The 21,869-nt window shown below is 33.7% G+C and carries 24 protein-coding genes; 19 read left to right on the plus strand and 5 right to left on the minus strand.

The genetic code is table 11. From position 1 onward, the window contains the following. Positions 1-186: 186 nt before the first annotated feature. From ABR854_RS18885 to ABR854_RS18905, 5 genes are all read right to left on the minus strand, one after another. Complete coding sequence (locus tag ABR854_RS18885) at positions 187-1,128, minus strand: HipA domain-containing protein (protein WP_350267402.1); 942 nt, start codon at positions 1,126-1,128, stop codon at positions 187-189. Next, complete coding sequence (locus ABR854_RS18890) at positions 1,121-1,456, minus strand: HipA N-terminal domain-containing protein (protein WP_350267403.1); 336 nt, start codon at positions 1,454-1,456, stop codon at positions 1,121-1,123. Before ABR854_RS18890 ends, ABR854_RS18885 begins: the two co-directional genes overlap by 8 nt. Beyond that, entirely contained in the window at positions 1,449-1,655 is a 207-nt protein-coding gene (locus tag ABR854_RS18895) for a helix-turn-helix transcriptional regulator (RefSeq protein ID WP_350267404.1), read from the minus strand. Before ABR854_RS18895 ends, ABR854_RS18890 begins: the two co-directional genes overlap by 8 nt. 235 nt (positions 1,656-1,890) lie before the next feature. Continuing rightward, positions 1,891-2,202, minus strand: a complete 312-nt coding sequence (locus tag ABR854_RS18900) for a hypothetical protein (RefSeq protein WP_350267405.1) — start codon at positions 2,200-2,202, stop codon at positions 1,891-1,893. Between the two features lie 164 nt (positions 2,203-2,366). Further along, positions 2,367-3,644, minus strand: coding sequence for a site-specific integrase (locus ABR854_RS18905; protein ID WP_350267406.1), 1,278 nt, complete (start codon positions 3,642-3,644; stop codon positions 2,367-2,369). Positions 3,645-3,983: 339 nt separating this feature from the next. Here ABR854_RS18905 and ABR854_RS18910 point away from each other — a divergent pair, with 339 nt between their 5' ends. The 19 genes from ABR854_RS18910 (at position 3,984) to ABR854_RS19000 (ending at position 21,840) form a co-directional block, all read left to right on the plus strand. After that, positions 3,984-5,228: a phage integrase SAM-like domain-containing protein gene (locus tag ABR854_RS18910; protein WP_350267407.1), complete on the plus strand. Its 1,245-nt coding sequence runs from the start codon at positions 3,984-3,986 to the stop codon at positions 5,226-5,228. Between the two features lie 142 nt (positions 5,229-5,370). Continuing rightward, positions 5,371-5,673 carry a helix-turn-helix domain-containing protein gene (locus ABR854_RS18915; protein WP_350267408.1) on the plus strand — a complete coding sequence of 101 codons (303 nt, stop codon included), beginning with the start codon at positions 5,371-5,373 and terminating at the stop codon, positions 5,671-5,673. Positions 5,674-5,718: 45 nt separating this feature from the next. Next, positions 5,719-6,702 (plus strand): AAA family ATPase, encoded by a 984-nt coding sequence (locus ABR854_RS18920; RefSeq protein WP_350267409.1) that lies wholly within the window; start codon positions 5,719-5,721, stop codon positions 6,700-6,702. A 204-nt stretch (positions 6,703-6,906) separates the two neighbouring features. Continuing rightward, a complete protein-coding gene (locus ABR854_RS18925; RefSeq protein WP_350267410.1) occupies positions 6,907-7,779 on the plus strand; it encodes a DUF8464 domain-containing protein in 873 nt (290 codons plus the stop codon). Further along, entirely contained in the window at positions 7,758-8,114 is a 357-nt protein-coding gene (locus ABR854_RS18930) for a hypothetical protein (RefSeq protein WP_350267411.1), read from the plus strand. Before ABR854_RS18925 ends, ABR854_RS18930 begins: the two co-directional genes overlap by 22 nt. Next, positions 8,111-8,818 carry a P-loop NTPase family protein gene (locus ABR854_RS18935; protein WP_350267412.1) on the plus strand — a complete coding sequence of 236 codons (708 nt, stop codon included), beginning with the start codon at positions 8,111-8,113 and terminating at the stop codon, positions 8,816-8,818. The genes ABR854_RS18930 and ABR854_RS18935 overlap by 4 nt, the downstream gene beginning before the upstream one ends. Then, positions 8,808-9,338, plus strand: coding sequence for a hypothetical protein (locus tag ABR854_RS18940; protein ID WP_350267413.1), 531 nt, complete (start codon positions 8,808-8,810; stop codon positions 9,336-9,338). The genes ABR854_RS18935 and ABR854_RS18940 overlap by 11 nt, the downstream gene beginning before the upstream one ends. Before the next feature lie 205 nt (positions 9,339-9,543). Then, on the plus strand, positions 9,544-10,179 hold the full coding sequence (locus ABR854_RS18945) for a plasmid mobilization protein (protein WP_350267414.1): 636 nt from the start codon (positions 9,544-9,546) through the stop codon (positions 10,177-10,179). After that, a complete protein-coding gene (locus tag ABR854_RS18950) occupies positions 10,176-11,156 on the plus strand; it encodes a relaxase/mobilization nuclease domain-containing protein (protein ID WP_350267415.1) in 981 nt (326 codons plus the stop codon). Before ABR854_RS18945 ends, ABR854_RS18950 begins: the two co-directional genes overlap by 4 nt. 4 nt (positions 11,157-11,160) lie before the next feature. Next, a complete protein-coding gene (locus tag ABR854_RS18955) occupies positions 11,161-11,604 on the plus strand; it encodes a hypothetical protein (protein WP_350267416.1) in 444 nt (147 codons plus the stop codon). A gap of 464 nt (positions 11,605-12,068) precedes the next feature. Further along, the gene (locus ABR854_RS18960; RefSeq protein WP_350267417.1) at positions 12,069-12,935 is read left to right on the plus strand and encodes a branched-chain amino acid ABC transporter permease; all 867 of its coding nucleotides are present in this window, start codon (positions 12,069-12,071) and stop codon (positions 12,933-12,935) included. Further along, on the plus strand, positions 12,932-13,798 hold the full coding sequence (locus ABR854_RS18965; protein WP_350267418.1) for a branched-chain amino acid ABC transporter permease: 867 nt from the start codon (positions 12,932-12,934) through the stop codon (positions 13,796-13,798). Before ABR854_RS18960 ends, ABR854_RS18965 begins: the two co-directional genes overlap by 4 nt. Before the next feature lie 2 nt (positions 13,799-13,800). Next, positions 13,801-14,508, plus strand: coding sequence for an ABC transporter ATP-binding protein (locus ABR854_RS18970; protein ID WP_350267419.1), 708 nt, complete (start codon positions 13,801-13,803; stop codon positions 14,506-14,508). Then, complete coding sequence (locus tag ABR854_RS18975; protein WP_350267420.1) at positions 14,505-15,197, plus strand: ATP-binding cassette domain-containing protein; 693 nt, start codon at positions 14,505-14,507, stop codon at positions 15,195-15,197. The genes ABR854_RS18970 and ABR854_RS18975 overlap by 4 nt, the downstream gene beginning before the upstream one ends. Before the next feature lie 19 nt (positions 15,198-15,216). Then, complete coding sequence (locus ABR854_RS18980) at positions 15,217-16,305, plus strand: ABC transporter substrate-binding protein (protein ID WP_350267421.1); 1,089 nt, start codon at positions 15,217-15,219, stop codon at positions 16,303-16,305. 14 nt (positions 16,306-16,319) lie between these two features. Next, a complete protein-coding gene (locus ABR854_RS18985) occupies positions 16,320-17,819 on the plus strand; it encodes a hypothetical protein (protein ID WP_350267422.1) in 1,500 nt (499 codons plus the stop codon). Between the two features lie 5 nt (positions 17,820-17,824). Then, the gene (locus ABR854_RS18990) at positions 17,825-19,606 is read left to right on the plus strand and encodes a hypothetical protein (RefSeq protein ID WP_350267423.1); all 1,782 of its coding nucleotides are present in this window, start codon (positions 17,825-17,827) and stop codon (positions 19,604-19,606) included. Between the two features lie 4 nt (positions 19,607-19,610). Beyond that, a complete protein-coding gene (locus tag ABR854_RS18995; RefSeq protein WP_350267424.1) occupies positions 19,611-21,032 on the plus strand; it encodes a deaminase in 1,422 nt (473 codons plus the stop codon). Positions 21,033-21,231: 199 nt separating this feature from the next. Next, positions 21,232-21,840 (plus strand): hypothetical protein, encoded by a 609-nt coding sequence (locus ABR854_RS19000; protein WP_350267425.1) that lies wholly within the window; start codon positions 21,232-21,234, stop codon positions 21,838-21,840. Positions 21,841-21,869 lie beyond the last annotated feature (29 nt).

Raw genomic sequence — 21,869 nt, forward strand, 5'->3', positions numbered from 1 at the left:
GATTTTGTGCTGAATTAAGAGTTTTAAACTGAGTTAATTCTTATTTTCCACTTTGCGAAACGGATAATTGTCTTTCTTGACTTATTAGTTGTTGATTTATTTGTACTTTGTTTCTAAAAACAATAGTACTTCTTTCTAAACTTATAAGTAGTGTGTGTTAATTGACTGATTGTCAATTAATTAAAGCTATTTTGTTTCTATTTTTCTCTCTCTTTCTACTACCAAATTCAAATACTCATCTGCCAGCGATTGGCTTAAAAAACTTTCATGAATCATCTTCTTCATGCTTTCCTTTTTGTTAGCAAATTTCTGATAAACCCTTTCCATTGCTTTTGGACTAATTCCCAACGATTCGCCCAATTTATCAAAGTCTATTTTTTTTAGGCGATTCTTTTTTCCGTTAATCGTTAATGCCATTTCTTCCAAATCTTGGGGCATTGCCAATTTGGTTGAAACTAAATCATAAGCAGGAGTTAATTGAATTTCTCCCGTTGGTGTTTTCATCAGTGAAAAGTTTTTGAGGTGCATATCTGCATTGCTCGTCAGGAAACAAAAGATACTTAGTTCAAAAAACGATAGTGCATCTAAACCCGTATTGGTACTGAATGTTTTAATAGCCTTTCCTACTTTTTCCATCGAACCACGATATTTATGCTCGGTTAAAGTACCTGTTAATTGACATAGGTCTTCTACATGGATTTTTTGCCCGTTTTGTCTATCAAATCGTTTGGTAAGATAAGCCAACTCGCCCGAACTCAAACGAATGAGTGAATGCTCTGCCGTGCGAATACCGTATAAGGCTGCCAGTTTCATGGTTAAATCTTCGTTTTCGGGTAGTTGCGGAAAATGTTCGGTAGGAGGTTTTAAAATATAATCTCCCCATAATCCTACAATGGTTAGTCTGTTATGAGTAGCATCCACTTTTTCTAATGAAAGCGATAATTTGGGCTGAACGCCCGTAACCGTCATACGTTGAACTATGGCTTTCTGTGCCATCAATTTCAACTCTTCCACGCCAAAATTGAGTATAGGAGCTTGATTTACCCCAAAAAAATGTTTGGAGCATTTTTTATGAAAATCTATTTCTTGATTTTCTAAGGGCTGATAGCAATATAAGCATCTACTCATGGTTTTCGTCGATTATAGGTTTGATGCTTACTGCTCCGATACAATCGCCACAAACGGCTAAAAGCAAGCCCATGCGGTCACGCAAATTGATTTTCCAGTTGTCGGACGCAATCGCTAAAAGCCAACCTTCGGGAATTAGTCCATCGAAAAACGGGAATAATGTATTACTGCTAAAAACTTGTTTTTGTAAAGGCATGATGAAAGATATTGCCTGAGCGTTGGGTAGCTCTAAATAACGTTCATCGTACTGAAAAAAATAGCCATCCTCATTTTCGGTAATGATACCTGCCAAATTATCTTGATAAAAAACTTGACCCGACCTACTCATGGCTCGCCTCCTTTCTGATTACGCCCACTTCGCTCCCAAATAAATCTAAAACTTGATTTACTTTATCGAGCCGAAGGCTGGGTTTTCCTTGCTCTAAATCACGGACAAAACGAAGGCCAACGCCCGCTTTTTCGGCAAGGTCGGTTTGGGTTAAGCCTAAATGCTTTCTTCTTTCTTTGATAAATGAAGCTATTTTCATAAAAATATATACCCGAAAGGGTATAATTTAATTTTAATAACCAAATCTATACCTTTTCGGGTATAATATCAAGCGAAATGATACATAATTTGAAGGAAGATTTCTAACAAAGCCTTTTTTAGGTTTTTTAGCTTATCTAATTCTTCCTTATGTAATGTGTATATATTCCAGTTATTAACTGGAATATATAAATTGATACGTTTTATAAATGGTGTGCCTTTTTTAAACGTTTATCCTAATCTGTTGTGCTACTTCCTTCTCCATTATCTTTAGGTTGATAATTTTCATCCCATAAATCTCGGTATCTATAAACATAATTGACTGTTACTTGCGGATTGATAGGGTAGTAGTAGCGACAAACTTTTTTGAATAATAACAAGAAATCATCATCAAAACAGAAATTAAGTAATCCATCAAGTAGATGTTGTATTTCCTCATTGTTTTTCGTTTGAGAATTAATAAGTTCAGAAACTTGGACACTATAAATACCTAAAGCACGCTTTACCAATTGTTGATGCTCCTTCACAACCTCACTAAGAGAGTTCATAAGTTCATTGTCTTCCATGATTAGGTTCGTTTTCTCAAAAACGATTGAATTTATTTGTACTTTGTTTCTAAAAAAAATAATATTTCTTTCTAAATTTATAATTAATATGTGTATTAATTACTTGATTGTCAATTAATTAATACTATTTTCTTTCTATTTTCTTTCTATTTTCTTTCTATTTTGTCTGAGCTTTTCCAAATAGTAGTTTTAGTTGCATCACCTATTCTCTCAATTTCTCCATTGTTTTTTAACTGCTCAAACATTTCTACTTGGTCAACGTGTAAATATCCACTCGTAGTTTTTATATCTCCATGTTGTAATAAACTTTGAGCATATAATAATCCTACTTTTTGAACCATGTGTGTAGCAAAAGTATGCCTTGAAGAATGAAATGTCAAATATTTGTTGATTTTAGCCAGTTTGGCAATCTCCTTGATAAGTTTGTTCGCTTTAGGATTAGTAATGCCATAAAATAATCTATTCTTATCGCTATTTAGGTATTTATTGGCAATTTCCTGTGGCTTTCCATCAAATAGGTGAGAAAGAGGTAATCTGAAAGGTTTATTGGTTTTTATAGCTGTAATGACTAATTCTAAACCATCTGGTGTATTTTGGAAGCTCTTTTTAGTCAAAACGTGAACATCAGAGTATCTTAAACCTGTATATGTTGAAAATAAAAACATATCTTTTACTAACTCCATAAGTGGAGTTGATTCACTGTCAAACGTTAGATTCTCTAATCTTTCCCACTCAAGGTTTGAAAGCCATGCTTTGTTTACACTTTCTTTTTTTGATTTAAACTTTAAATAAGGATTTTGGTCATAAGGTAGATGCCCGTGATTAATAGCCAATGCAATGTATTTCTTCATTTGGCGATGACGTTTATCCACCGAGTTTAATTTCATACCTTTGCCGTCTCGTCCTTTTCTTTTTTTCAAAAATTGGTCGTATCCTTCGATTAAAGCATAAGTAAGGTCTTCAAAGGCAATGACAGGGCAGTACTCCTTCAAAAAGTCAAGGTTTGTTTTTTGCTGCTGCCAAGTAACGAACTCAATGTTTTTCTTTTCAATTTCGAGTTGTTGAGCGTAGAACTCTGTGAAAGTCAAAAGTATGGGCTTTACTGGCTTTGGTTGATTTAAAATATCAAAATCTGATAATGAAAAAATGCCGTTGTTATTAACTCTACACTTCTGCTCGAAGCTGCTTAATTCCTGAATCTTATCTAAGATTAGCTTATTATAGTAAGCACCATTGTTGTATGTCCCAACTGCAATGTATTTGGCCTTTAAGGGAGAAGGTTTCCACTCTTGGGGTGTGATATAAATATCCGTACTGAAATATCTACGGCTGCCATCTAAATAAGCTTCAATTTGGATGAGTGCTTTTCCTTTGTTATTTAACTTCTTTTTTCTGTTGAAAACTACTTTGTATTCTACTTGCATGATTTGTTTACGTTTAGTTTTCACAAACATACCTCAAGTAACCAGAATAAAAAGCGGTATCAAACTGGTATCATGAACAGTGATAAAACTGATTATTAGATGTTAAATAAAAAGGCTTTTTTATGCCAAAAACAACAAAAAAGCACCCTTTTGGGGTGCTTTTTGCGTTTTTTAGAGGTCCCGAGCGGATTCCTCTATATCAAAAACGTGTTTACAGTTTTTTACACAATTTTACATAATTCACACATTATCAACATTTTGCACATTTTGCTTGTTTTTTTGTAAATAAAAGTTTATATAGTTTTACGCCATATTACTCGACAATTCAATCGAAAGAAAATGGCAACAGTAAAACTTATAATCAACAAAAAACATCTTAAAAAAGACGGCACTACACCTATTTATCTACAATATTGTTACACTTCTGATAAACGAACACTCATTCATACCAGTATATTTATTTCCCCCTCTGAATGGAACTTTGAAAAAACTGAAGTTCGACGTTCTGCTGAAAATTATGTCAAGTTAAATGATATTCTAAAGCTCTATAAAGCACAAACTGAGCAAATAATTAGGCTTGCTAATGAAAAAGGAATAAAACCAACTCCGCAATATGTCAGAATGGAGTTTGACCGATTTTTAAAGGCTGATAATAAAGACATAATAACCGATGATAATTCATTCTATGGCCTTTTTGAACGCTTTTGTGAAGAATCAAAGAACCGTATTCAAAAGGATAGTATAAAGGGGTATTATGCTTTATCTAATAATTTAAAAGCATTTGAAAAGCACATACAAAATCCTATCACATTCAATACAATTAGCAAAGACTTCTACGATGATTTGGTATCTTTTTTAAGAAATACCATCGTGTTAAAGAATGGAAAGGTAGGAATGGATGATAATACTGTAGGAAAGCAAATCAAAAATTTAAAAACTTTCCTCAATTATGCGTTTTCTAAAAAATGGATACAAAGATTTGAAATTGATTTCCTAAAAGTAATAACAGAGGAGGTTGATAAAATTTTCTTGGATGAAATCGAATTAACAAAGGTGTATGAATATGACTTTGCTAATTCAGAATTAGAACTTGCCAGAGATTGGCTTATTATAGGCTGTTATACAGGGTTACGTTTTTCTGATTTTAGTCGCTTAAAAAAACACAATTTTAAACCTGACTTCATTCAATCTTATCAAAAAAAACTCAAAGGCTCAAGTGTTTTAATTCCTTATCACCCTTATGTAAAAGCTGTTGTGGAAAAATATGATTATGATATTCCTACAATAGAATACAACGATTTTAACTCTAAGCTGAAAGAATTAGGGAAAAGATTAAAATTTGACTCTCCCATCAGTGTAGTTCATAGAAAACAGTTTGGTACAGAAGAGAAGATTTATAAAAAATACGAACTAATGTCCACACATATCTGCCGACGTTCGTTTTGTACCAATCTTTATCTCAAAAGCGTAGCTCCGCAAACCATTATGAAACTAAGTGGACACAAGTCTGAAAAAGCTTTCATGAAATATATCCGTATTGACAATCTAATGGCGGTCATGGAAGTACAAAAAGTTTGGAGTTAGAACATATCAAAGGAAAGAATATTTTAGAAAAGTTTGGAAAACTATTTTTTTCAATTTTTCCAAAATTAGGGGGATTCCCTTTCTCGTATTCGTCCTTAAAAAGACTGTTTTTTGCCCTATCAAACTTTAAAAATTTATAATTATGATTATCAATGGAATAATTATTTCGCAAGACCCTAACACTTTTCTGGCACAAATAGGTGATTTGATGGAGGAAAAACTAAGGCAATATTTAGCGGTATCAAGCCTTGTAACTGGAGAAGAAGAAATGACAATTGAGGAAGTAGCAGAATTGCTAAAATGTACTCGACAAACAATTAATAACTATGCACGACAGGGAGTACTAAAAAAATATCTCCGAGGTGGTAAACCTTATTTTTTGCGAAGAGAAGTAATAGTATCAGGGAGAGAAACAAAACTAAAAAGAAAAACAAAAAAGGGGTAATACCCGCCAGTATTATCCCCTTAAAAAACTTTTAATCAATAAGATATGGGAACAAATTTAGAGCAAATTTCTGATAATTCCAATTATCAGAACGGGAAAATTATACACCAATCATCACTAAAAGAACTGGAAGAATTAGCCAAACTCGGAGAAAGTTTGCCTTTACTCAGAAAACTCTTGGGTAATTATATTCTTGAAAATTCAGCTTCATTGTTTGCAGCCGAGCGTGGCGTTGGCAAAACTTGGTTGGGACTTCAAATATGTATAGCCATTTCTTGTGAGTGGGAATCTTATTTGAATGAAGCAATAGAGTTTTATGGAAACACGCTTTTTATAAACTGTGAATTATCAGAAGGTACGATTGCCCGAAGAATAGCAAAGTTATTTCAAAAACCACCCACATCATTAAACTTCAAGAAGTATAAATGCTACGTTTATACCACTCGAAAGAGCCTTGATGAAGAAGTGGAAGCTATCATTGAAATGGCAAAGATTCAGAAACCTGTACTAATCATTCTTGATAATTTCAGAGTCGCATTCTTAAACTCAGACACTAACAATAACAAGGAAGTCGCCAAAGCAATGCAATTGATATTGACTTTGAAAGATGTTCTGCAAACTACAATTATTATAACTGACCATACTCGCAAACATACCAAAAACTTACTAACCGATTCTGATTTACAGAGTGGTTCGGGTGTAAAGTCTGATTTGGTAGATAGCGATATGTTTCTTCGTAAAAGCAAACAAGATATTCAATACCGTATTTTTAAACGCTATAAATCACGCCATAGTGAAGAATCAAACGGAGCGAAACTTATTCGCTTGAATCCTGATACGCTTTGGTTTGAGTTTGTTGCTGATGGTGTAGATGAAGCTGAACACATTGGTGTTGATGTTAAGCCTACTAATAAAGATGATGAAAAGGAAATTGCCTTAGAACTTCGAGATAAGGGCAAAAGTATTGAAGAAATTGCCAAAATTCTTAATCGTTCAAAAAGTACAATTCACAGTTGGCTAAATAAATAAATTTCGTTCGGTTTGTTCGGCTCGTTCGGGAAATTCGGTTTGTTCCGAACGTTCTGTTCGTTCGGCATTTTCTACGGACTTGAAGATAATGAATGTAAGTCATTGATTATCAGTGATGAAAAACTAAAACCGAACGAAACGAACAAACCGAACGCACAGAACGCCGAACGAACGAAAATATTTGCAACTGAAAAAAGAAAGAAAATGAATGCTAAACAAATAAATCAAACCTATTCAATCATTGAATTTCTATCATCGAAGGGCTTTGAACCTACCAAAATTCGAGGACAGAATTATTGGTATATCAGTATGATTCGAGATTTTACAGAGAATACGCCATCGTTTAAAGTGGATAAAAGTCTTAATCGTTGGTATGACCATAGTCTTGGTAAAGGGGGTAATTTGGTTGATTTGGCTTGTTTAGTTCTAAAAACTGAGAACATAAAGCAAGTTATTCAAGAATTGCTAAATCTCTTTTCTTCTTTTCAACAGCCACAAGTTCGAGTAGAAAAAGTGGTTCAAAAGGGTTCTATAAGTCCTAAAATCAAAATGGTTGATATTGAAGAAATTAGCCACGAACCACTAATTGACTATTTAGCTAACAGAGGGATAAATAAGTTAGTAGCACAAAAGTATTGCCATCAGATAGGCTATGTGAATGCTGACAAATACTATAAAAGTATCGGATTTAAAAATCAATCTGGTGGTTATGAGTTACGAAGTGAAGGCTTTAAATCTTGTATTTCCCCTAAAGACATTACCTTTTATGATAATGGTTTTGAAAAATTGGCGGTATTTGAGGGCTTTATTGATTTTCTTTCTTATCAAATGTTAGCTGATTTCGAGATACAAAACGCTAATTGGTTAATACTAAATTCTTTGAGTTTTCTTTCTCGTATAAATGGAATAATATCAGCACATAGACAAATATTTCTCTTTTTAGATAATGATATAGCTGGTAAATCAGCTATAAAAAAAATAGGCGAAATAAATTCCAACTATGTAGATATGACCATTATGTATGCCGATTTTAAAGACCTAAACGATTATTTACTATGGACAAAAAAGAACTACTGATTCAGATGTATGAATCAAATGACCGAAAAAGGCGAAGGCTGCTAATGGATATATTTTATCATACAATCACCATGAATGCCTCCTTGAAATTTATCTGCAAATTAATTAATAATGAATTATCACGTGATGATTTAGTAAGCGAAAAAGATGTAGTGTATTGTAGATTTCATTTTGCTAAGAGTTCAAAGCCATCACCGCTCCCTAAAATACCAACAAAACAAATACCTGTAACGCCAAAAGAAGTCAATACCAATACCGAAATCGTTTGGTCAGACCCCGACGATGATAATTTCAAAAAACAAATAAGTATCAAATCTAAATTTTCAAAAGAATGAAAAAGAAACAATTAAATTTTATTTTATGTGCAAAGGGCGGTGTAGGCAAATCAATATTAAGCTACCTATTCGCAATCACCAAAGAGAAAGACACCGACTGCTTATTTATTGACACAGATAACAGCACCCAAACCAGTAAAAAACAACTCCGTTTTTTAGGAGAAGACCGTCTGGAATTATTGAGCTTACTAAATAACAATGAAGTATTAGTCAGAGATAATTTGGTAAGCTACTTAGAAAGCCTTGTAGATTCGCCCTTTACACAGTTTTACTTCGATTTGGGAAGCCCAGAAAGCGAGCAGATGCCAGCCTTTATTGAGAGAGATTTACCATTGAAAGAATTTTTAGACGAATTAGGTTTTGAGGCTCATTTCCATATTGTAATTGGAGGCGGGGGGGCTTACAAGCCATCTATCGAGTATATGTTGAAACTCTTAAAAGCACTGGATGGTAAATTTGATGTTACTATTTGGCAATCAATTACAGCATTTACAAACTTCCCCGAACTATCCTCTGAGCTGAAGCATAACTGTAATAAACTTCAACTTCATTTGCGAAAGTTTGGCGACTTTGACCCTTCTACCCTCTTGGGTTCTCAAATATTGGATTTTATTCGTAAAGGAGCAGGCTTAAATGAGTATTCAGCAGGTGCAAAGCTACGACTAACAAAAGAACTAAAAGAAAATTTTGGATATGAAAATTGAACAAGTTTCCAAAGAAGACATGATACGTCTTAAAGCCTATTTTACACAAAAGTATGGTATTGAGTTAGATGAATGGTTTTCGGCAGTAATGCATGAAATGAATCAATTAAATCAAGAATCGAAACTCGAAATAGGTAAGGCTACAGAAGAAGTCAAAGCAGCCGCAAAACTTCTGAAAGGACAAATGTACGCCGTTCATTTCAAAGATAATAAACAAGCGTTTTGGTTTGGCTTTGGAAAATATTTACCCTTTTCTGTTCCAATGCTTTTTATGGTTTCCTGCATAGCTTATTTCCAGTTTACCAGTAGAACCTTTGAGGATAAAAGAGCATTCATTAAACAATATCCAAACGCAGCAAATTTTAGAATGTTTTTGATAAACGCCAAAGTTGAAAAGATAGGAGAAAGTCATTATGTACCACTAAAACTGAAACCCAAAACTGGGGATATATCTATTGGGACAGAGTATATGTATGACAAGCAAAATGAGCGAGTTTTGATTCCTTTAGGCAGAGAATGAAATAATTTGAAATCAACTGGAATGAATTGGAATAAAATGAAATCAATTCAAATATTTTGAAATCGTTTGAAAGATGACTGATTTTTAATGTAAAGCAAGCTGTGCTTTGGATACTGCAAAAATGCAGTACCAAAGCGGCTTGCTAAGGGAGAAGCCCTTAGAAACCCCACTATTCGCCTTTGGCTCATAGAAATACGAAAAAATTATGGAAAAGAAAACGAAAGGAAGACCGCCCAAACCTGCCTCAAAACGGAAACGATTACAGTATTCTGTTTGGGTTTCGGCAGAAGAAAAAAAGCAAATTGATACACTGATTGAAGCTACTAATTTATCAGCAAGTCAGTTTTTCCTGACCCTTGCTATCAATAAACCTTTTGAACGTCCGAAGAAGAAAACATTACCAAAAGGAGTTGCCGAGCAAATTTCAAGCCTTGAAAAACTATCAGGTTTATTGGCTCTTTCTGCTCTGAAAACCAAAGACAAATTGATGCTTGCAGAAAGTTGGCGAGAAAGTAGTCAGACCGTAAAGTGGATTACTCGATTGATTAGTTTATGGATTTTTGCAGAGTTTGATTTACCCAGTTTCAAACAAAATTTGAAAATAATCGAAGAAAAATCAAAACTCTTATATTGGCAATTGAATACCTTAATTGGCAGCGATGACAAAGCTGAAATAGTAGGTGTAATTTCTCAAATCAACCAAATAGCTAATGAACTGATTATCTCTTTTGGAAAGCAATTTGAAGCGTATAATCCACCTACATTTCAAACGATTTGGCAAGAAGATTTTGATGTGCATCGAGAAATAGAACAACTCAAACAAAACTTACTCAAGCAATGATAGGCAAAGCACAAAAAGGTTCACGAGCCAGCGGTATCTTGAATTATTGCTATTATGAGAAAGAGGAGCTTTCTAAAAAAGATTTAGAAAAAATGAGCCTTGATGATGTTCGTGGAGAGATTATTTATGCACAAAATGTGGCTTTAGATACTTTGGCAGATGGGCGTTTTGATATGGAATATTTAGCCCAACAATTCAAAGATTGTGCAGCTATGAACAGTCGTTTGAAAGATTATATTTGGCATCAAACCTTTTCTTTTCCTGAACATGAAGACCCCAGCCAAGAGCAATTAGAAAAACTGGTGATGGAGTTCAGTAAAGATTTTGGTTTTGAAGAAAATAATTTGGTGGTTTTCAAACATATGGATAAAAACCATCCGCATATTCATATTGTAGGAAATCGTATTAATGTGAAAGGTGTTACCACCGCCAAAGATTCATTTAGTCATTTACGCACGGGGGATTTTTGCCGAAAGATGGAGTTAAAATTAGGGTTGACTATTGTGCCAAATATGAAAGCCTTATTGCCAGTAGAAGAACGAAAAAATGCTTTTTCACAGAGTAAATTGGCAGATTCGATTCGTGCAAAAATTGACAAACGAATTCCTTATGTAAAAACATTGGAAGGTTTGAAAAAGAGTTTAGCACAAGATGGTGTAAAAATGTATATCGGGCGAGGCGTGAGTTTTTTAGATAAAAAGACTGGGGCATCATTGAAAGGCTCGGAGCTGGGTCGAGAATACTCATTAATGAATTTGGAAAAGCGTTTAGCTTTTGAAAATAGTCTTCAAGCAGGTTCAAAAACTGAAAACAGTTCATTGAAAGTTGAGCCATCAACAACCAAAGAAGAAGCCAATCCTTTACCAATTCTTGATAATACACTAACCGCAGCACCAAACAGTCCAAAACGGAAATTAGACGAAGATGATGACGAAGAAGAACTAAAAAGAAAACGGAAAAGAAAACCAAAATTATAAAGCGATGAAAATAGAAAACCCTTACGAAAACATGGTTAATTTTTACCATGATAATCCATCTATAATGGAATTGTATGAATATCGTAATACCGATATTTACAGAGAAATCGTTTTGTTTTTGAATGATTTTAATGCTGATTGGAGGAAAAAGAAAGAATTAGGCGAATACGCTGCTGATTTCATTTTGAGAATCATCAAAGAATTTGAAGAAGAGAAAGAAGACGAAAATCTGCCATTTGTTCAATGGCTCACCAATATTTACGAAGAAATAGCCGATAGATATGCCTCTACTAAGTCAAACTATCAGTTTGCAAGAGCGATGAGTCAAGATATAAAATCATTGATGGAAGAATGTACAACAGATGATGATTTTTTAGAAGACGAGTTTGAAAAGGCTTATGAAAAGTATAAAAAAGAAGATGATGAAACAGTGTATTTGTTCTTTTGATGTTTTAAATTGCCATGAATCAAATTGAAATTCAGGACTTAAAACAAGCAAGTAAATAAATAGAATTTATCACATATTGAAAATTAGCGTTTAGCGAGAACTTTCTATACTTAAAATCAGGTAAATTTTAAACTAACAGAAAAGTGGAAGCAAAAAAACGCCTACGGTATGCGTGCAACCTCTTAGATTGTTTTGAAAAGTTAGTTTCAACTTTACGAAAAAACAACTTGTCAATAGTATTTGAAAAAATATAATCGAGGAGGCTAATACTCAAAGTGTAGTCTATTAAAATTTAGATATTTCAAATTCATTCGAGTAATTTAAAAAAATATTGTAATTTACAAATGCTTGATTATTAAATAGTTAAATAAATATAGGTCAAATTTTTGAAAAATTTCGGGAAGTTTCGGGAAAACATATTAGACATTTGAGTATTAGTATTAAAAGCACAAAATGTGTAGTTTATGATTCAAATATTTTTCAATAGTATCATCTCGGCATTAATGCTGGCTTTGTTGGCCTTGGGCTTTAACCTCATTTTTAATGCTACCAGGGTTTTTCATTTAACGCACGGAGCTATTTATGTGTTAGGGGTGTTTTTAGTCTATACTGTACAACCAACGTTTGGCAATTGGTTCGCGATTCCCATTGCTATTGTAATAAGTATTAACGTAGCTCTGTTGGTAGAATATTGGGTGTATCGTCCCTTAGCTCAACGCCACGCCAGTGCGGCTATTTCGCTGATTTCATCATTGGGGGTTTATACGTTTCTGATAAACTTACTGGCATTTTTCTTTGGAAATGAGGGGGTTGCATTGGATAATAGTACCCAAACTTTTATTTATGAGAACGCTTACTTTCATATCAATGGCATAGAAGCAAAACAATTACTCGTTGGGGGGCTTTGCTTTGTTGGGCTTACTTTTTTTACCAAAACTCAATGGTATCGCAACATAAGAGCGATTTCTGATAGTTATGAGGTTTCGGAAAAGTTCGGCATCTCGGTACAACAAACTCGGTATATAGCCATGGCTGTAGGTAGTTTTCTCGCTATTGTTAGCGGTTTACTTAACGGTTTTTACACCAGTACCAATCCGCATGATGGACTTGCTATTACGTTGATGGCCACTGTGGCAGTGATTGTAGGAGGAGTACGTTCACTATCAGGAACCACTCTCGCCTGTTTCGTCATTGCTTTGATTGATAACTTTTCGGTTAAAATCCTCTCGCAACGTTGGCGTGAGGTTGTTATCTATGCTTTATTGATTTTTGTTCTGTTATTTTTTAAAGAAGGCTTATTTTCAAGTAAAAACCGTATTGAAGAACAATGAACTGGTTTAATTTCATATTTATATGCGAACTGTATATCATGCTTACGCTCAGTGCCAATATTGTCTCTGGCTATACTGGCTTATTGTCGTTTAGCTATGCAGCTTTTTATGGACTTGGGGCTTATGCTACCGCTATATTGATGAAATCAGCAGGAGTTTCATTTTTCCCTGCTATGCTAATTGCTATGATTTTCAATCTTATGCTTTCTACCGTTTTGAGTTATTTTGCAATCCGAATGAAGGATGTTTTTTTTACCATAGGCACGATAGGGGTTCAAATTATCGTTTTTCGTTTTTTTTACAATGCCGACGACCTCACTGGCGGAAGTCTTGGGCTTTCTGAAATACCAACGGTCTCTATCTTTGGTTATGCTCTTAATGGCTCACGAGATTATGCCATCTTAGGTGGGGTTTTATTGGCTTTGGTCATTGGCTTTTTTGCTTTTTTACAAACAACCCCTTTTATCCGAACCCTCTCATGTATCAGAGACCGTGAATTGGGAGCAATAACTATCGGTAAGCCTATAAACTATTACAAATTCGTTTGCAATGCCATTGCCGCAGTAGTTTGTACTATTGCAGGGGCTTTGTATGCTACCAATAGTAGTTATATTGACCCAACTTCATTTACACTCGACGAAAGTATTTTGGTGGTTAGTATGTTATTGATTGGTGGAACTGGCAATTTGATTGGTCCCATCTTTGGAGCATTTTTTTATACTGCCTTGCCTGAACTGATACGGCTCATTCCCATCAGTAGTTCGCAGGGGGCAAGCCTTCGTTTGATGCTCTATGGTTTGATTTTAATTTTAGTAGTTAGATACCGCCCTAATGGTGTTTTTGGTAAATTTAGATTTGAATAAGCATGGGAACTATACTCGAAATAAAACATTTACATAAATCGTTTGAAGGGCTAAGTTTATTTGATGATGCTTCTTGGCAAGTACCCAAAGGGGTTATAAGCGTTTTATTAGGTAAAAATGGTTCGGGCAAAACTACGTTGTTTAATATGCTGACTGGTTATCTAAAACCTGATGCAGGAACGGTAGCGTTTGAAGGAAGCCCAATCAATAAAATATCGCCCGACGGTGTAGCTCGACTGGGTATTGGTAAAATGTGGCAGTCACCTCGTACCATGCTTTTTTTGAATCATTCTGTTTTGGACAACTTGATGGTAGCAGCACCCAAGCATAAAGGCGATGGATTGTTGAATAACTTTTTTAGTTATAAAGCTGTAAAGCAACAAGAAGCAAATATCAAACAAAAAGCCTTAGACTTACTGGAAGAATTAGGATTGGAACAATACACCCAGCAACCCGCAGGGACATTGAGTTTGGGTAATCAGAAATTGGTTTGCTTAGGTATGTTACTCATGAGCGAAGCCCGATTGTTGTTGCTTGACGAACCGTTTTCAAGCATACACCCTGATACTATTCAGAAAATATCGGGTGTGTTATTAAAGCAAAAACAGGCGGGCAAAAGTATTTTGATGATTGAGCATAAAATCAACTTTGCTCGGCAAATAAGCGATTATCTTTTTGAGATACAAAACCAGAAAATTAAGGCGGTATGAAAGCATATTTTGAAATACAAAACCTAAGTACGGGTTATCTACCAAACGAAAACGTTTTAGAAAACATCTGCCTTACCTTACAGCAAGGTGAGATTTGTGCGATATTGGGCGAAGAAGGTGCAGGAAAAACAACTTTACTAAAAACCATTATCCATAAACTACCCTACAAAGGGCAAATTTGGTGGCAAGGCAAAACACTTGGCGGTACGCCTACTCATAAACTCAACCAATTAGGCATTGATTACAACCTAATAGGCGGTAATATCCTTAGAAATTTTACCGTAAAAGAACACCTTGGTTTGGCATTACATCATTACCCAAAAACTGAGAGGGTAGAGCGATGGGAAGCGTTAAAAACAGATTTTCCAAGATTGAACGACCTGCAAAACCGACAAGGGGGACAGTTGAGCGGTGGCGAACGAATGATTGTAACTTTGGCAACATTGACTGCTACACAAGCACAATTACTGATATTAGATGAGCCAACAGCAGGTTTATCAGAAGCTATTACCAGCGATATTGCCAATACTTTACTCAAACTCAAAGCACAAGGAACAACCATTTTATTATTGGAGCATAATCATGATTTTGCTCTACAAATTGCTGATGCAGTAGCCATTTTGCAGTATAAACAACTGCAAAAGAAAGCAAATAAAGACGAATTTTTAACACAAAATAATTATGTTTAACACTCAAATCAAAATCATTATGAAACCGATGCGTTTTTCTTTTTATGCCGCCCTTTTGCTTGGCATTATGCTTGTGTCCTGTAACAATAATAAAAGTGAGAATACTGTTAAAATTGGCTTAGTCTTAGGTCTATCTGGAAATGGTAGTGTAAACGGAAAATATCATTTAGAAGGCTATAAAATGGCTATCGAAGAACAAAATAAAAAAGGTGGAATACTGGGCAAAAAAATAGAATTAGATATTCAAGATTCTAAATTAGACCCCAAAGAAGGTTTAATTAGTATAAAAAATATGTACGAATCATCTCTACCACCATTTATCGTGTGTTCCAACGGTAGTCCCGTTTCAATGGCTATTAAACCAGAAGTCGAAAAAAATAAATCTATATTTCTTGCAGCAGCAGCGGCATCCAAGTTAATTGAAAATTCAAATTATACAATTAGAAACTATGTTGATGCGAAAACAATTTCTGAAAACATGGTCCCTTACATAACAGATTCTTTAAAGTTAAAAAAATTAGGAATATTTTATGTTGATAATGATTTTGGAAAAAGTGTAAGTAATTCAATAATTGCAAAAATTAAAGGGACAAATTTAAACAATACTTTTATTGAAAACTTTAATGACAAAGAATCAGACTTTAAAAGTTTATTATCTAAAATCACACCATCTACCGAAATTATTTATGTCATTGGTGTTGGGAAAGGATTAGGTATTTTAATAAAACAAATTAAAGAATCGGGTTATAAAGGTAAAATTATTGCAGACCCATTGTCCAATACAGCAGAAGTTAAAAATGCAGCAGGGCAATCTATTTTAGGAATAAGGTATTTAGATTTTGCTTTCGATAATAAATCAGAATCAAAAAAAATTAAAGAGTTTGTTCAATCTTACAAGAAAAGTTTTGGCAAAGAGCCTTCTGATATTGCAGCCCTTAGTTATGTAGGGTTAAAATTAGTATTCAAAAGTATTGAAGAAGTAGGTGAATTTGATTCAAAAAAAATAATCCAAAACTTAGAAAAAATAAAAAACATTGAAAGTATAATGGGTGGCGTTTCTGTTTCAGAACGAAGTTTTATTTATCCTTTCGTTTTTGAAATTTATTAAATTATAGATTTATAATGGTAAATAATTTAAAAGAAACTTATTTAAAATTTGCAAATATTATTGAGTCTTTTTCAAAAGATAAAAGCGGTATTACTCAGTTTTATAATAAGTTTGAACATTTAATCCACGATTTTTTAGTTGAAAACTTAAAAAATAATCTCTTCCATAGCTCAATTTTAGTACATGATATAACTGGAAGAGTTACAGTCAAAGGGCAAATTCGGCCAAAGTTAGATAGCCCGCTTGCGGTAGAATTAGCTAAGAAATTTGAACAGGATGTAGAATCAATAGATAAGGATAGTCAACGTGAAAATTACATAAGTTTAACAGAGTTGCTAATTAAGCCCTATCCCTTAAAGAATATTTTGATTTTTAAGAAATCAACATCATCGAAATTCGATTCTTACTTTAGTGGATTTAACAAATTTAATTTGGATGAGAATAATGAAAGCTTGAGTGTAAAAAACTTTGTCAGGAATTTACATCTAAAATTTGACCAAGTAAGTAATAAAATTGCGAATTGGATGGATTTTAATAGGGCTTATGTCACTATTGCAGAAAACAATGGAATAAGCGACTATTTTATTTATGCGATTCGACCATATGCGTTTCAAGATAAATTTAATTCGATTTTAGTGATTCACGCTTCCAGACAGTTAACAGAAGAAGAGGCGATTTTAATAGAATTACTATTACATAGATTCTCTTCAGAATTAGCAATTTTAGAAATAGAAAGGTTGTCTAAAATTGAAATGGAACGCATTAAAACAATTGAACAAATAGAAACACTCAATAATATTAGTGCTTCAACTCATGCTATCAAAACATTTATTGGTTCTAAATTTAGTCCATTATTAAACTCTCTTGCTTTTAAACTAAAAGATAGTCCATTGATAACTTTGATTGCAAGACTGATACAAAGTAAAGATGATTTACTTTATTCAGCAGAACTAATCAACTTAATGTCAAAAATATCGCAAACAGACTTACCTACATCTAAAATTTTAGAGTATCTTGAAAGCACACAGTTTTTTGCTAATACACAAACAATTATAGATTTAAAGCAAATTTTTGATTCCCTATTAGCAATAAAATTAGACAAAAATGAAAATCCTCGTTTTGCAATACTAAAAAAAATCAGATTAGTTTATTATGAAAACAGCCTCGAAATAGAGAACAATTTGGACTTAACGGGGATTTTTAGTTTTCAAAATATCTTCCCAACCATACGTTTTTATGAGTTTTTGTGTGCCACAATTTTAGAAAATTCTGATAAACATAGTGGACTAAATACTAAAACTATTCAAATAATTCACGAAAAAGAGAGGAGGCAGTTACTGTTTAAAAGCGAGATAGCAGCGATAAAAATAAGCAGTACGGGCGATGAAATAACTGAATTTACAGGAAACTTTAGAGTATTTAATGCTTTATTAACACAATTAAGAATTGGAAATTTGAGACTTTACAAAATTGCAAATGAATCATATTTTACAATGGAATTAAATTACAATTAAGCAAAATGGAAAAAAAATATCAAATAAATGTCCTTTGGATTGAAGACAATCCATGTAATGATGGCTTACTTGCAGAGGCACTTGCAGAAAGGGATAGTATTGATTTGGGGGATGTTCCCCCAAATATTGAAGTTCCTGCGATTACCTTTTCACCTGACTCTGGCAGGTTAGAATATTTCAAATATTTTAATCTTCAAATCCTACAACATCCAGAAGAAATCAAGGAGTATCTATCCATGTCCTTAGAAGTAGAAGATAAATATGGAAGTAAGGCTTTGGGTAGCATTGATGGCGGTATTCCAGATATTGTACCTTTTGACTATAAACTTTCGCCAAATATTACCATCAATCGAAATGATGAAACAGAAAACCCTGGTAATATCTTTTATATTTCAGAATTTAGAAAACTTCGAGAATATTACAATCCAAATTTCAAAATCATTAAGTCATTTTTTCGAGATAGAACCTTAACCTTGGAAAATGTTGAAAATTACTATTTTGAGGAATTTAGTCAAAAAATAAATTACGATTTACAGCAACGAGACCAAAGTGTTGAAACCCTTGACAGAGTAAATTTGAAAGATGATGATATGGGTTTGTTTGCAGGGGTTTTAGTATCAAGGCAATTCAGAAATCATGTTACGGTGGGAATACCAGTAACTAATAATAAAAGACGTGTAGATTTATTGACTGCACACGGTAAATATTATGAATGGTTGAATAGTTATGATTTAGGAACAATGTTTCGCCGAACAAATAAGGGGAGTAAAAAATGGATTGATATTTTGCAAGAAGCTGTTCAACAGCTACGCCAACGCATCAAAACCCAAGTAGAATCAGGTAAAATCCAACCTAACCTTACTCAACTTATAGATTTAAAAAGTGGCCATTTTCCAATCTTTGGCAATGACGACAAACGCATTTTTACCTTTACTTCAATCTACGGCACACGTGAGTTACCCTTAGATGGTTTGTTTATAGATGTTGATGTAGCTGAACGTGATGAGGCGATAATGAGGTGGGCAAGTCAATTATATACAATTTTATTGGCTGGTAGAACCGACGCAGAAATAACAGATGCGGAAAGAATTGTTAGTAGATTTTGGACAGCCTATACTTCTGGTTTAATGCGACAAAGACATATATTTTCTTTTTTGGAATTGCAAAAGGAAATTTTGGCTTCGGAAGGAGTTAAACTTGATAAAGACCAAGACAAAATAAGGCAAGATTTAAGGGATTTTTATACTATATCTGAAAAATATAGAAGCGAAAGAATTCATGAAGAACATACCATTGAACTTAGGAAAGCAGAAATTGAAAGTAAGTCAATTTTTACCAAAAGATTAGTTATATTTTTTATGGGTGTTAGGTTGTGGAATCAATATTACCAAGCATCACAAGCGATTCACAAACCAAATATCCACCACGAATTCAAGGAAAAAAGTATTGAGACGTTGGTTTCAGAACCACCTACAGAAAGAGATTTGATTGCTTTATTATACCCCGTCCCTGCCGAACCCATTATTTTACCTATCCACAAAGCAGACGAAAGTAATAATGGCGATAAAATAAGGACACATTTACGACAAATTTTAGGCTTTGAAGGAAAACACGGCTATGATGCCAAAGGAGATATTATCACCAATTTACCTAATCTTATTACTAAACAAGAGGTGGTTTTTGTCAAAAACTATGCAGATAAAATGGGTTTTGATGAATTTATTGAAGATGAAAACGGTATAAAAATTCCGAATGAGTATTATCCTAATTGGTTAAAATTCTTTTAAAATCATGGAAAATCAAGAATATAAAAAGGTTTTAGAAGGTATTTTGGAACAAACAAGTATAACTTATTACTTTAACGAAAAAAGTAATACTGATAAATTAGTTACCTTCTTTTCAGACCCAAATACAAAAGTGGCAGCGATTGATTTTGTAATGGCAAATAATGCACATACCGCAAAGTCAAATAAGGAAATTGAGAATATTTTTATTCAATTTTACCTTGATTCGATAATTACGAAAGCTAAATCTAATGACCTCAAAGCATTATCAGCATTCAATAAATACTGCTGGTCTTTGGGTGTTAAATATTATAAACAGACACGTTCAGGCACAAATGATTTTTATATGGACGACATCATAAACGATGTCATTTTATATATTCAGAAAAATAAAACTTTCGATGCTTCAAAAGGCAAGTTTGAGAATTTCTTTGCTTCTTCAATCAAAAGAATGATAATAACTTATTGGAAAAGACGTAAAATACTCGTAGATAGTGATGAGGAGGCTAAACTTGAATTGCTTGCAGAAGAAAACAAATCATTTTTTGATGAACCAGTTACATTTGATTTATCAATGTTAGATTCTGATATTAAAGATTTTGGCAAGACAATTCCTAAATTTCAGATTTGGGAAAGTCTCATAAATTACTCGGACTTATCATTAAATGATACAGCCCTTAAACACCCAAAATCAGTTCCAGTTTTGCAGGTGGGCGGTAGGAATTATTATTTTCTTAATGATACCAATGGCTTCTTATTGAAACATTCGTACTTACACAAAGCGGCATCAATGGCAGAACGAATCTATATGAAAGCCGCTATTGAGGAAATGGAAAAATCGAACCAAGAAAATGACCCTCTCCATTTTGTAAATCAAGCTCTTTTAAGTAATACAGAATATGAGCAATCACGCCAGAAATTATTTGGGATACTTGGGGAGGAAGTTATTATAACACCAAACAACAAATCCTCGAAGATAAATAATTCAGAAAAAAAAGTACATCCAAAAGTTGGTGCAGTTTTAGTTAATGAAAAGGGTGAGATTATTGGTAGAAGTCATAGGCTTATCACTGGAAAACACTGTGAAAATACCATGTTTAATATTGTTCTCAAAGACAAAGAAATTGACTATTCGAAAACTACTCTTTATGTAACTCTCGAACCATGTTCATGCCGAAATCCCAATAAATTGCCTTGTGCTGTTTGGACAATTTTAGCAGGAGTTAAACGTGTAGTTATTGGGATGTTAGACCCCAATAAAGATGTAGAATATAATGGTGTCAAACTACTTTTAAACGCTGGTATCGAGGTGGATTTCTTTCATTACGATTTATCCGAACAAGTGATAAAATCAAATCAGGAGTTCATCAATCAGCAAAAAGACGGCAAGTTTGAAAACTATACCTTTCCACTTGAAAAGAAAATATAAAAGCCCTAAGTAATAACAAAATTTTGTTGTAAAAGCCCTACCAACTTGGTGGGGCTTTTTATTTTTTTCAAAATTAAGGCTACAATCGGATAAAAACGAGCCTCAAAACGCTACTCATAATAAACAAACACTTCATCAACAAACAAGGAAAAGGGTATCGCCTAAAAAGATACCCACTCATCAATAAACAATTACCAAAATGAGAAAAGTATTCTCAACATCAATTTTAGCAATCCTCTTTGTATTGGGTATTGCTACCTCTTGCAAAGAATCAGCTTTGCAACCTCAGACTGAAAATCAGCCTGTTGTAAATGTTTCACAACCTCAAACCGATTTGGAAGTTTCGTCGGCAGCTACTTCAAATCCTAATGCTCGTGCTGCCGCAGATGCTGTTTTTTGTCAATGTGTAAAGTATGTGAAAAATAAAACGGGTGTTGCTAATCCTGCATCTGCAAAAGATTATGGCAAAAACTTAAAAGATGCAGGTTATTATGAAGTTACTCCAGATTTTACATCTACTTGGGGGAATATTTGGGCTTCCGATGTATTGGTTGTTAGCAATAATTATGGTAGTGGTGTAAACTCTACACATGGGCATGTGGGTTTTCCAAGTTCGGTTACTCGTATTCAAACCAAAGACAAAAATGGCAAAGTAACATCTCAATACTTTGTTATTAAAATCAAAGGCTCAAATCAAACGAATGACCCTAAAAAGGTATTTACAGATGCTGGCTGCAATAACGTTGATGTTAATATGACTGTTTATTACTACCCAGGTAATTCAACTCTTAAATTCTACCGTAAATAACTAAAATTTAGGAAATGGGCATCGCCTAA

It is taken from the genome of Emticicia sp. W12TSBA100-4, from assembly GCF_040253585.1.
Classification (GTDB): Bacteria; Bacteroidota; Bacteroidia; order Cytophagales; family Spirosomataceae; genus Emticicia.

Bases quoted from the DNA above. Each gene is read 5' to 3' on its own strand.
- ABR854_RS18885 (WP_350267402.1), bottom strand. From the start codon at position 1,128: ATGAGTAGATGCTTATATTGCTATCAGCCCTTAGAAAATCAAGAAATA.
- ABR854_RS18890 (WP_350267403.1), bottom strand. From the start codon at position 1,456: ATGAGTAGGTCGGGTCAAGTTTTTTATCAAGATAATTTGGCAGGTATC.
- ABR854_RS18895 (WP_350267404.1), bottom strand. From the start codon at position 1,655: ATGAAAATAGCTTCATTTATCAAAGAAAGAAGAAAGCATTTAGGCTTA.
- ABR854_RS18900 (WP_350267405.1), bottom strand. From the start codon at position 2,202: ATGAACTCTCTTAGTGAGGTTGTGAAGGAGCATCAACAATTGGTAAAG.
- ABR854_RS18905 (WP_350267406.1), bottom strand. From the start codon at position 3,644: ATGCAAGTAGAATACAAAGTAGTTTTCAACAGAAAAAAGAAGTTAAAT.
- ABR854_RS18910 (WP_350267407.1), top strand. From the start codon at position 3,984: ATGGCAACAGTAAAACTTATAATCAACAAAAAACATCTTAAAAAAGAC.
- ABR854_RS18915 (WP_350267408.1), top strand. From the start codon at position 5,371: ATGATTATCAATGGAATAATTATTTCGCAAGACCCTAACACTTTTCTG.
- ABR854_RS18920 (WP_350267409.1), top strand. From the start codon at position 5,719: ATGGGAACAAATTTAGAGCAAATTTCTGATAATTCCAATTATCAGAAC.
- ABR854_RS18925 (WP_350267410.1), top strand. From the start codon at position 6,907: ATGAATGCTAAACAAATAAATCAAACCTATTCAATCATTGAATTTCTA.
- ABR854_RS18930 (WP_350267411.1), top strand. From the start codon at position 7,758: ATGGACAAAAAAGAACTACTGATTCAGATGTATGAATCAAATGACCGA.
- ABR854_RS18935 (WP_350267412.1), top strand. From the start codon at position 8,111: ATGAAAAAGAAACAATTAAATTTTATTTTATGTGCAAAGGGCGGTGTA.
- ABR854_RS18940 (WP_350267413.1), top strand. From the start codon at position 8,808: ATGAAAATTGAACAAGTTTCCAAAGAAGACATGATACGTCTTAAAGCC.
- ABR854_RS18945 (WP_350267414.1), top strand. From the start codon at position 9,544: ATGGAAAAGAAAACGAAAGGAAGACCGCCCAAACCTGCCTCAAAACGG.
- ABR854_RS18950 (WP_350267415.1), top strand. From the start codon at position 10,176: ATGATAGGCAAAGCACAAAAAGGTTCACGAGCCAGCGGTATCTTGAAT.
- ABR854_RS18955 (WP_350267416.1), top strand. From the start codon at position 11,161: ATGAAAATAGAAAACCCTTACGAAAACATGGTTAATTTTTACCATGAT.
- ABR854_RS18960 (WP_350267417.1), top strand. From the start codon at position 12,069: ATGATTCAAATATTTTTCAATAGTATCATCTCGGCATTAATGCTGGCT.
- ABR854_RS18965 (WP_350267418.1), top strand. From the start codon at position 12,932: ATGAACTGGTTTAATTTCATATTTATATGCGAACTGTATATCATGCTT.
- ABR854_RS18970 (WP_350267419.1), top strand. From the start codon at position 13,801: ATGGGAACTATACTCGAAATAAAACATTTACATAAATCGTTTGAAGGG.
- ABR854_RS18975 (WP_350267420.1), top strand. From the start codon at position 14,505: ATGAAAGCATATTTTGAAATACAAAACCTAAGTACGGGTTATCTACCA.
- ABR854_RS18980 (WP_350267421.1), top strand. From the start codon at position 15,217: ATGAAACCGATGCGTTTTTCTTTTTATGCCGCCCTTTTGCTTGGCATT.
- ABR854_RS18985 (WP_350267422.1), top strand. From the start codon at position 16,320: ATGGTAAATAATTTAAAAGAAACTTATTTAAAATTTGCAAATATTATT.
- ABR854_RS18990 (WP_350267423.1), top strand. From the start codon at position 17,825: ATGGAAAAAAAATATCAAATAAATGTCCTTTGGATTGAAGACAATCCA.
- ABR854_RS18995 (WP_350267424.1), top strand. From the start codon at position 19,611: ATGGAAAATCAAGAATATAAAAAGGTTTTAGAAGGTATTTTGGAACAA.
- ABR854_RS19000 (WP_350267425.1), top strand. From the start codon at position 21,232: ATGAGAAAAGTATTCTCAACATCAATTTTAGCAATCCTCTTTGTATTG.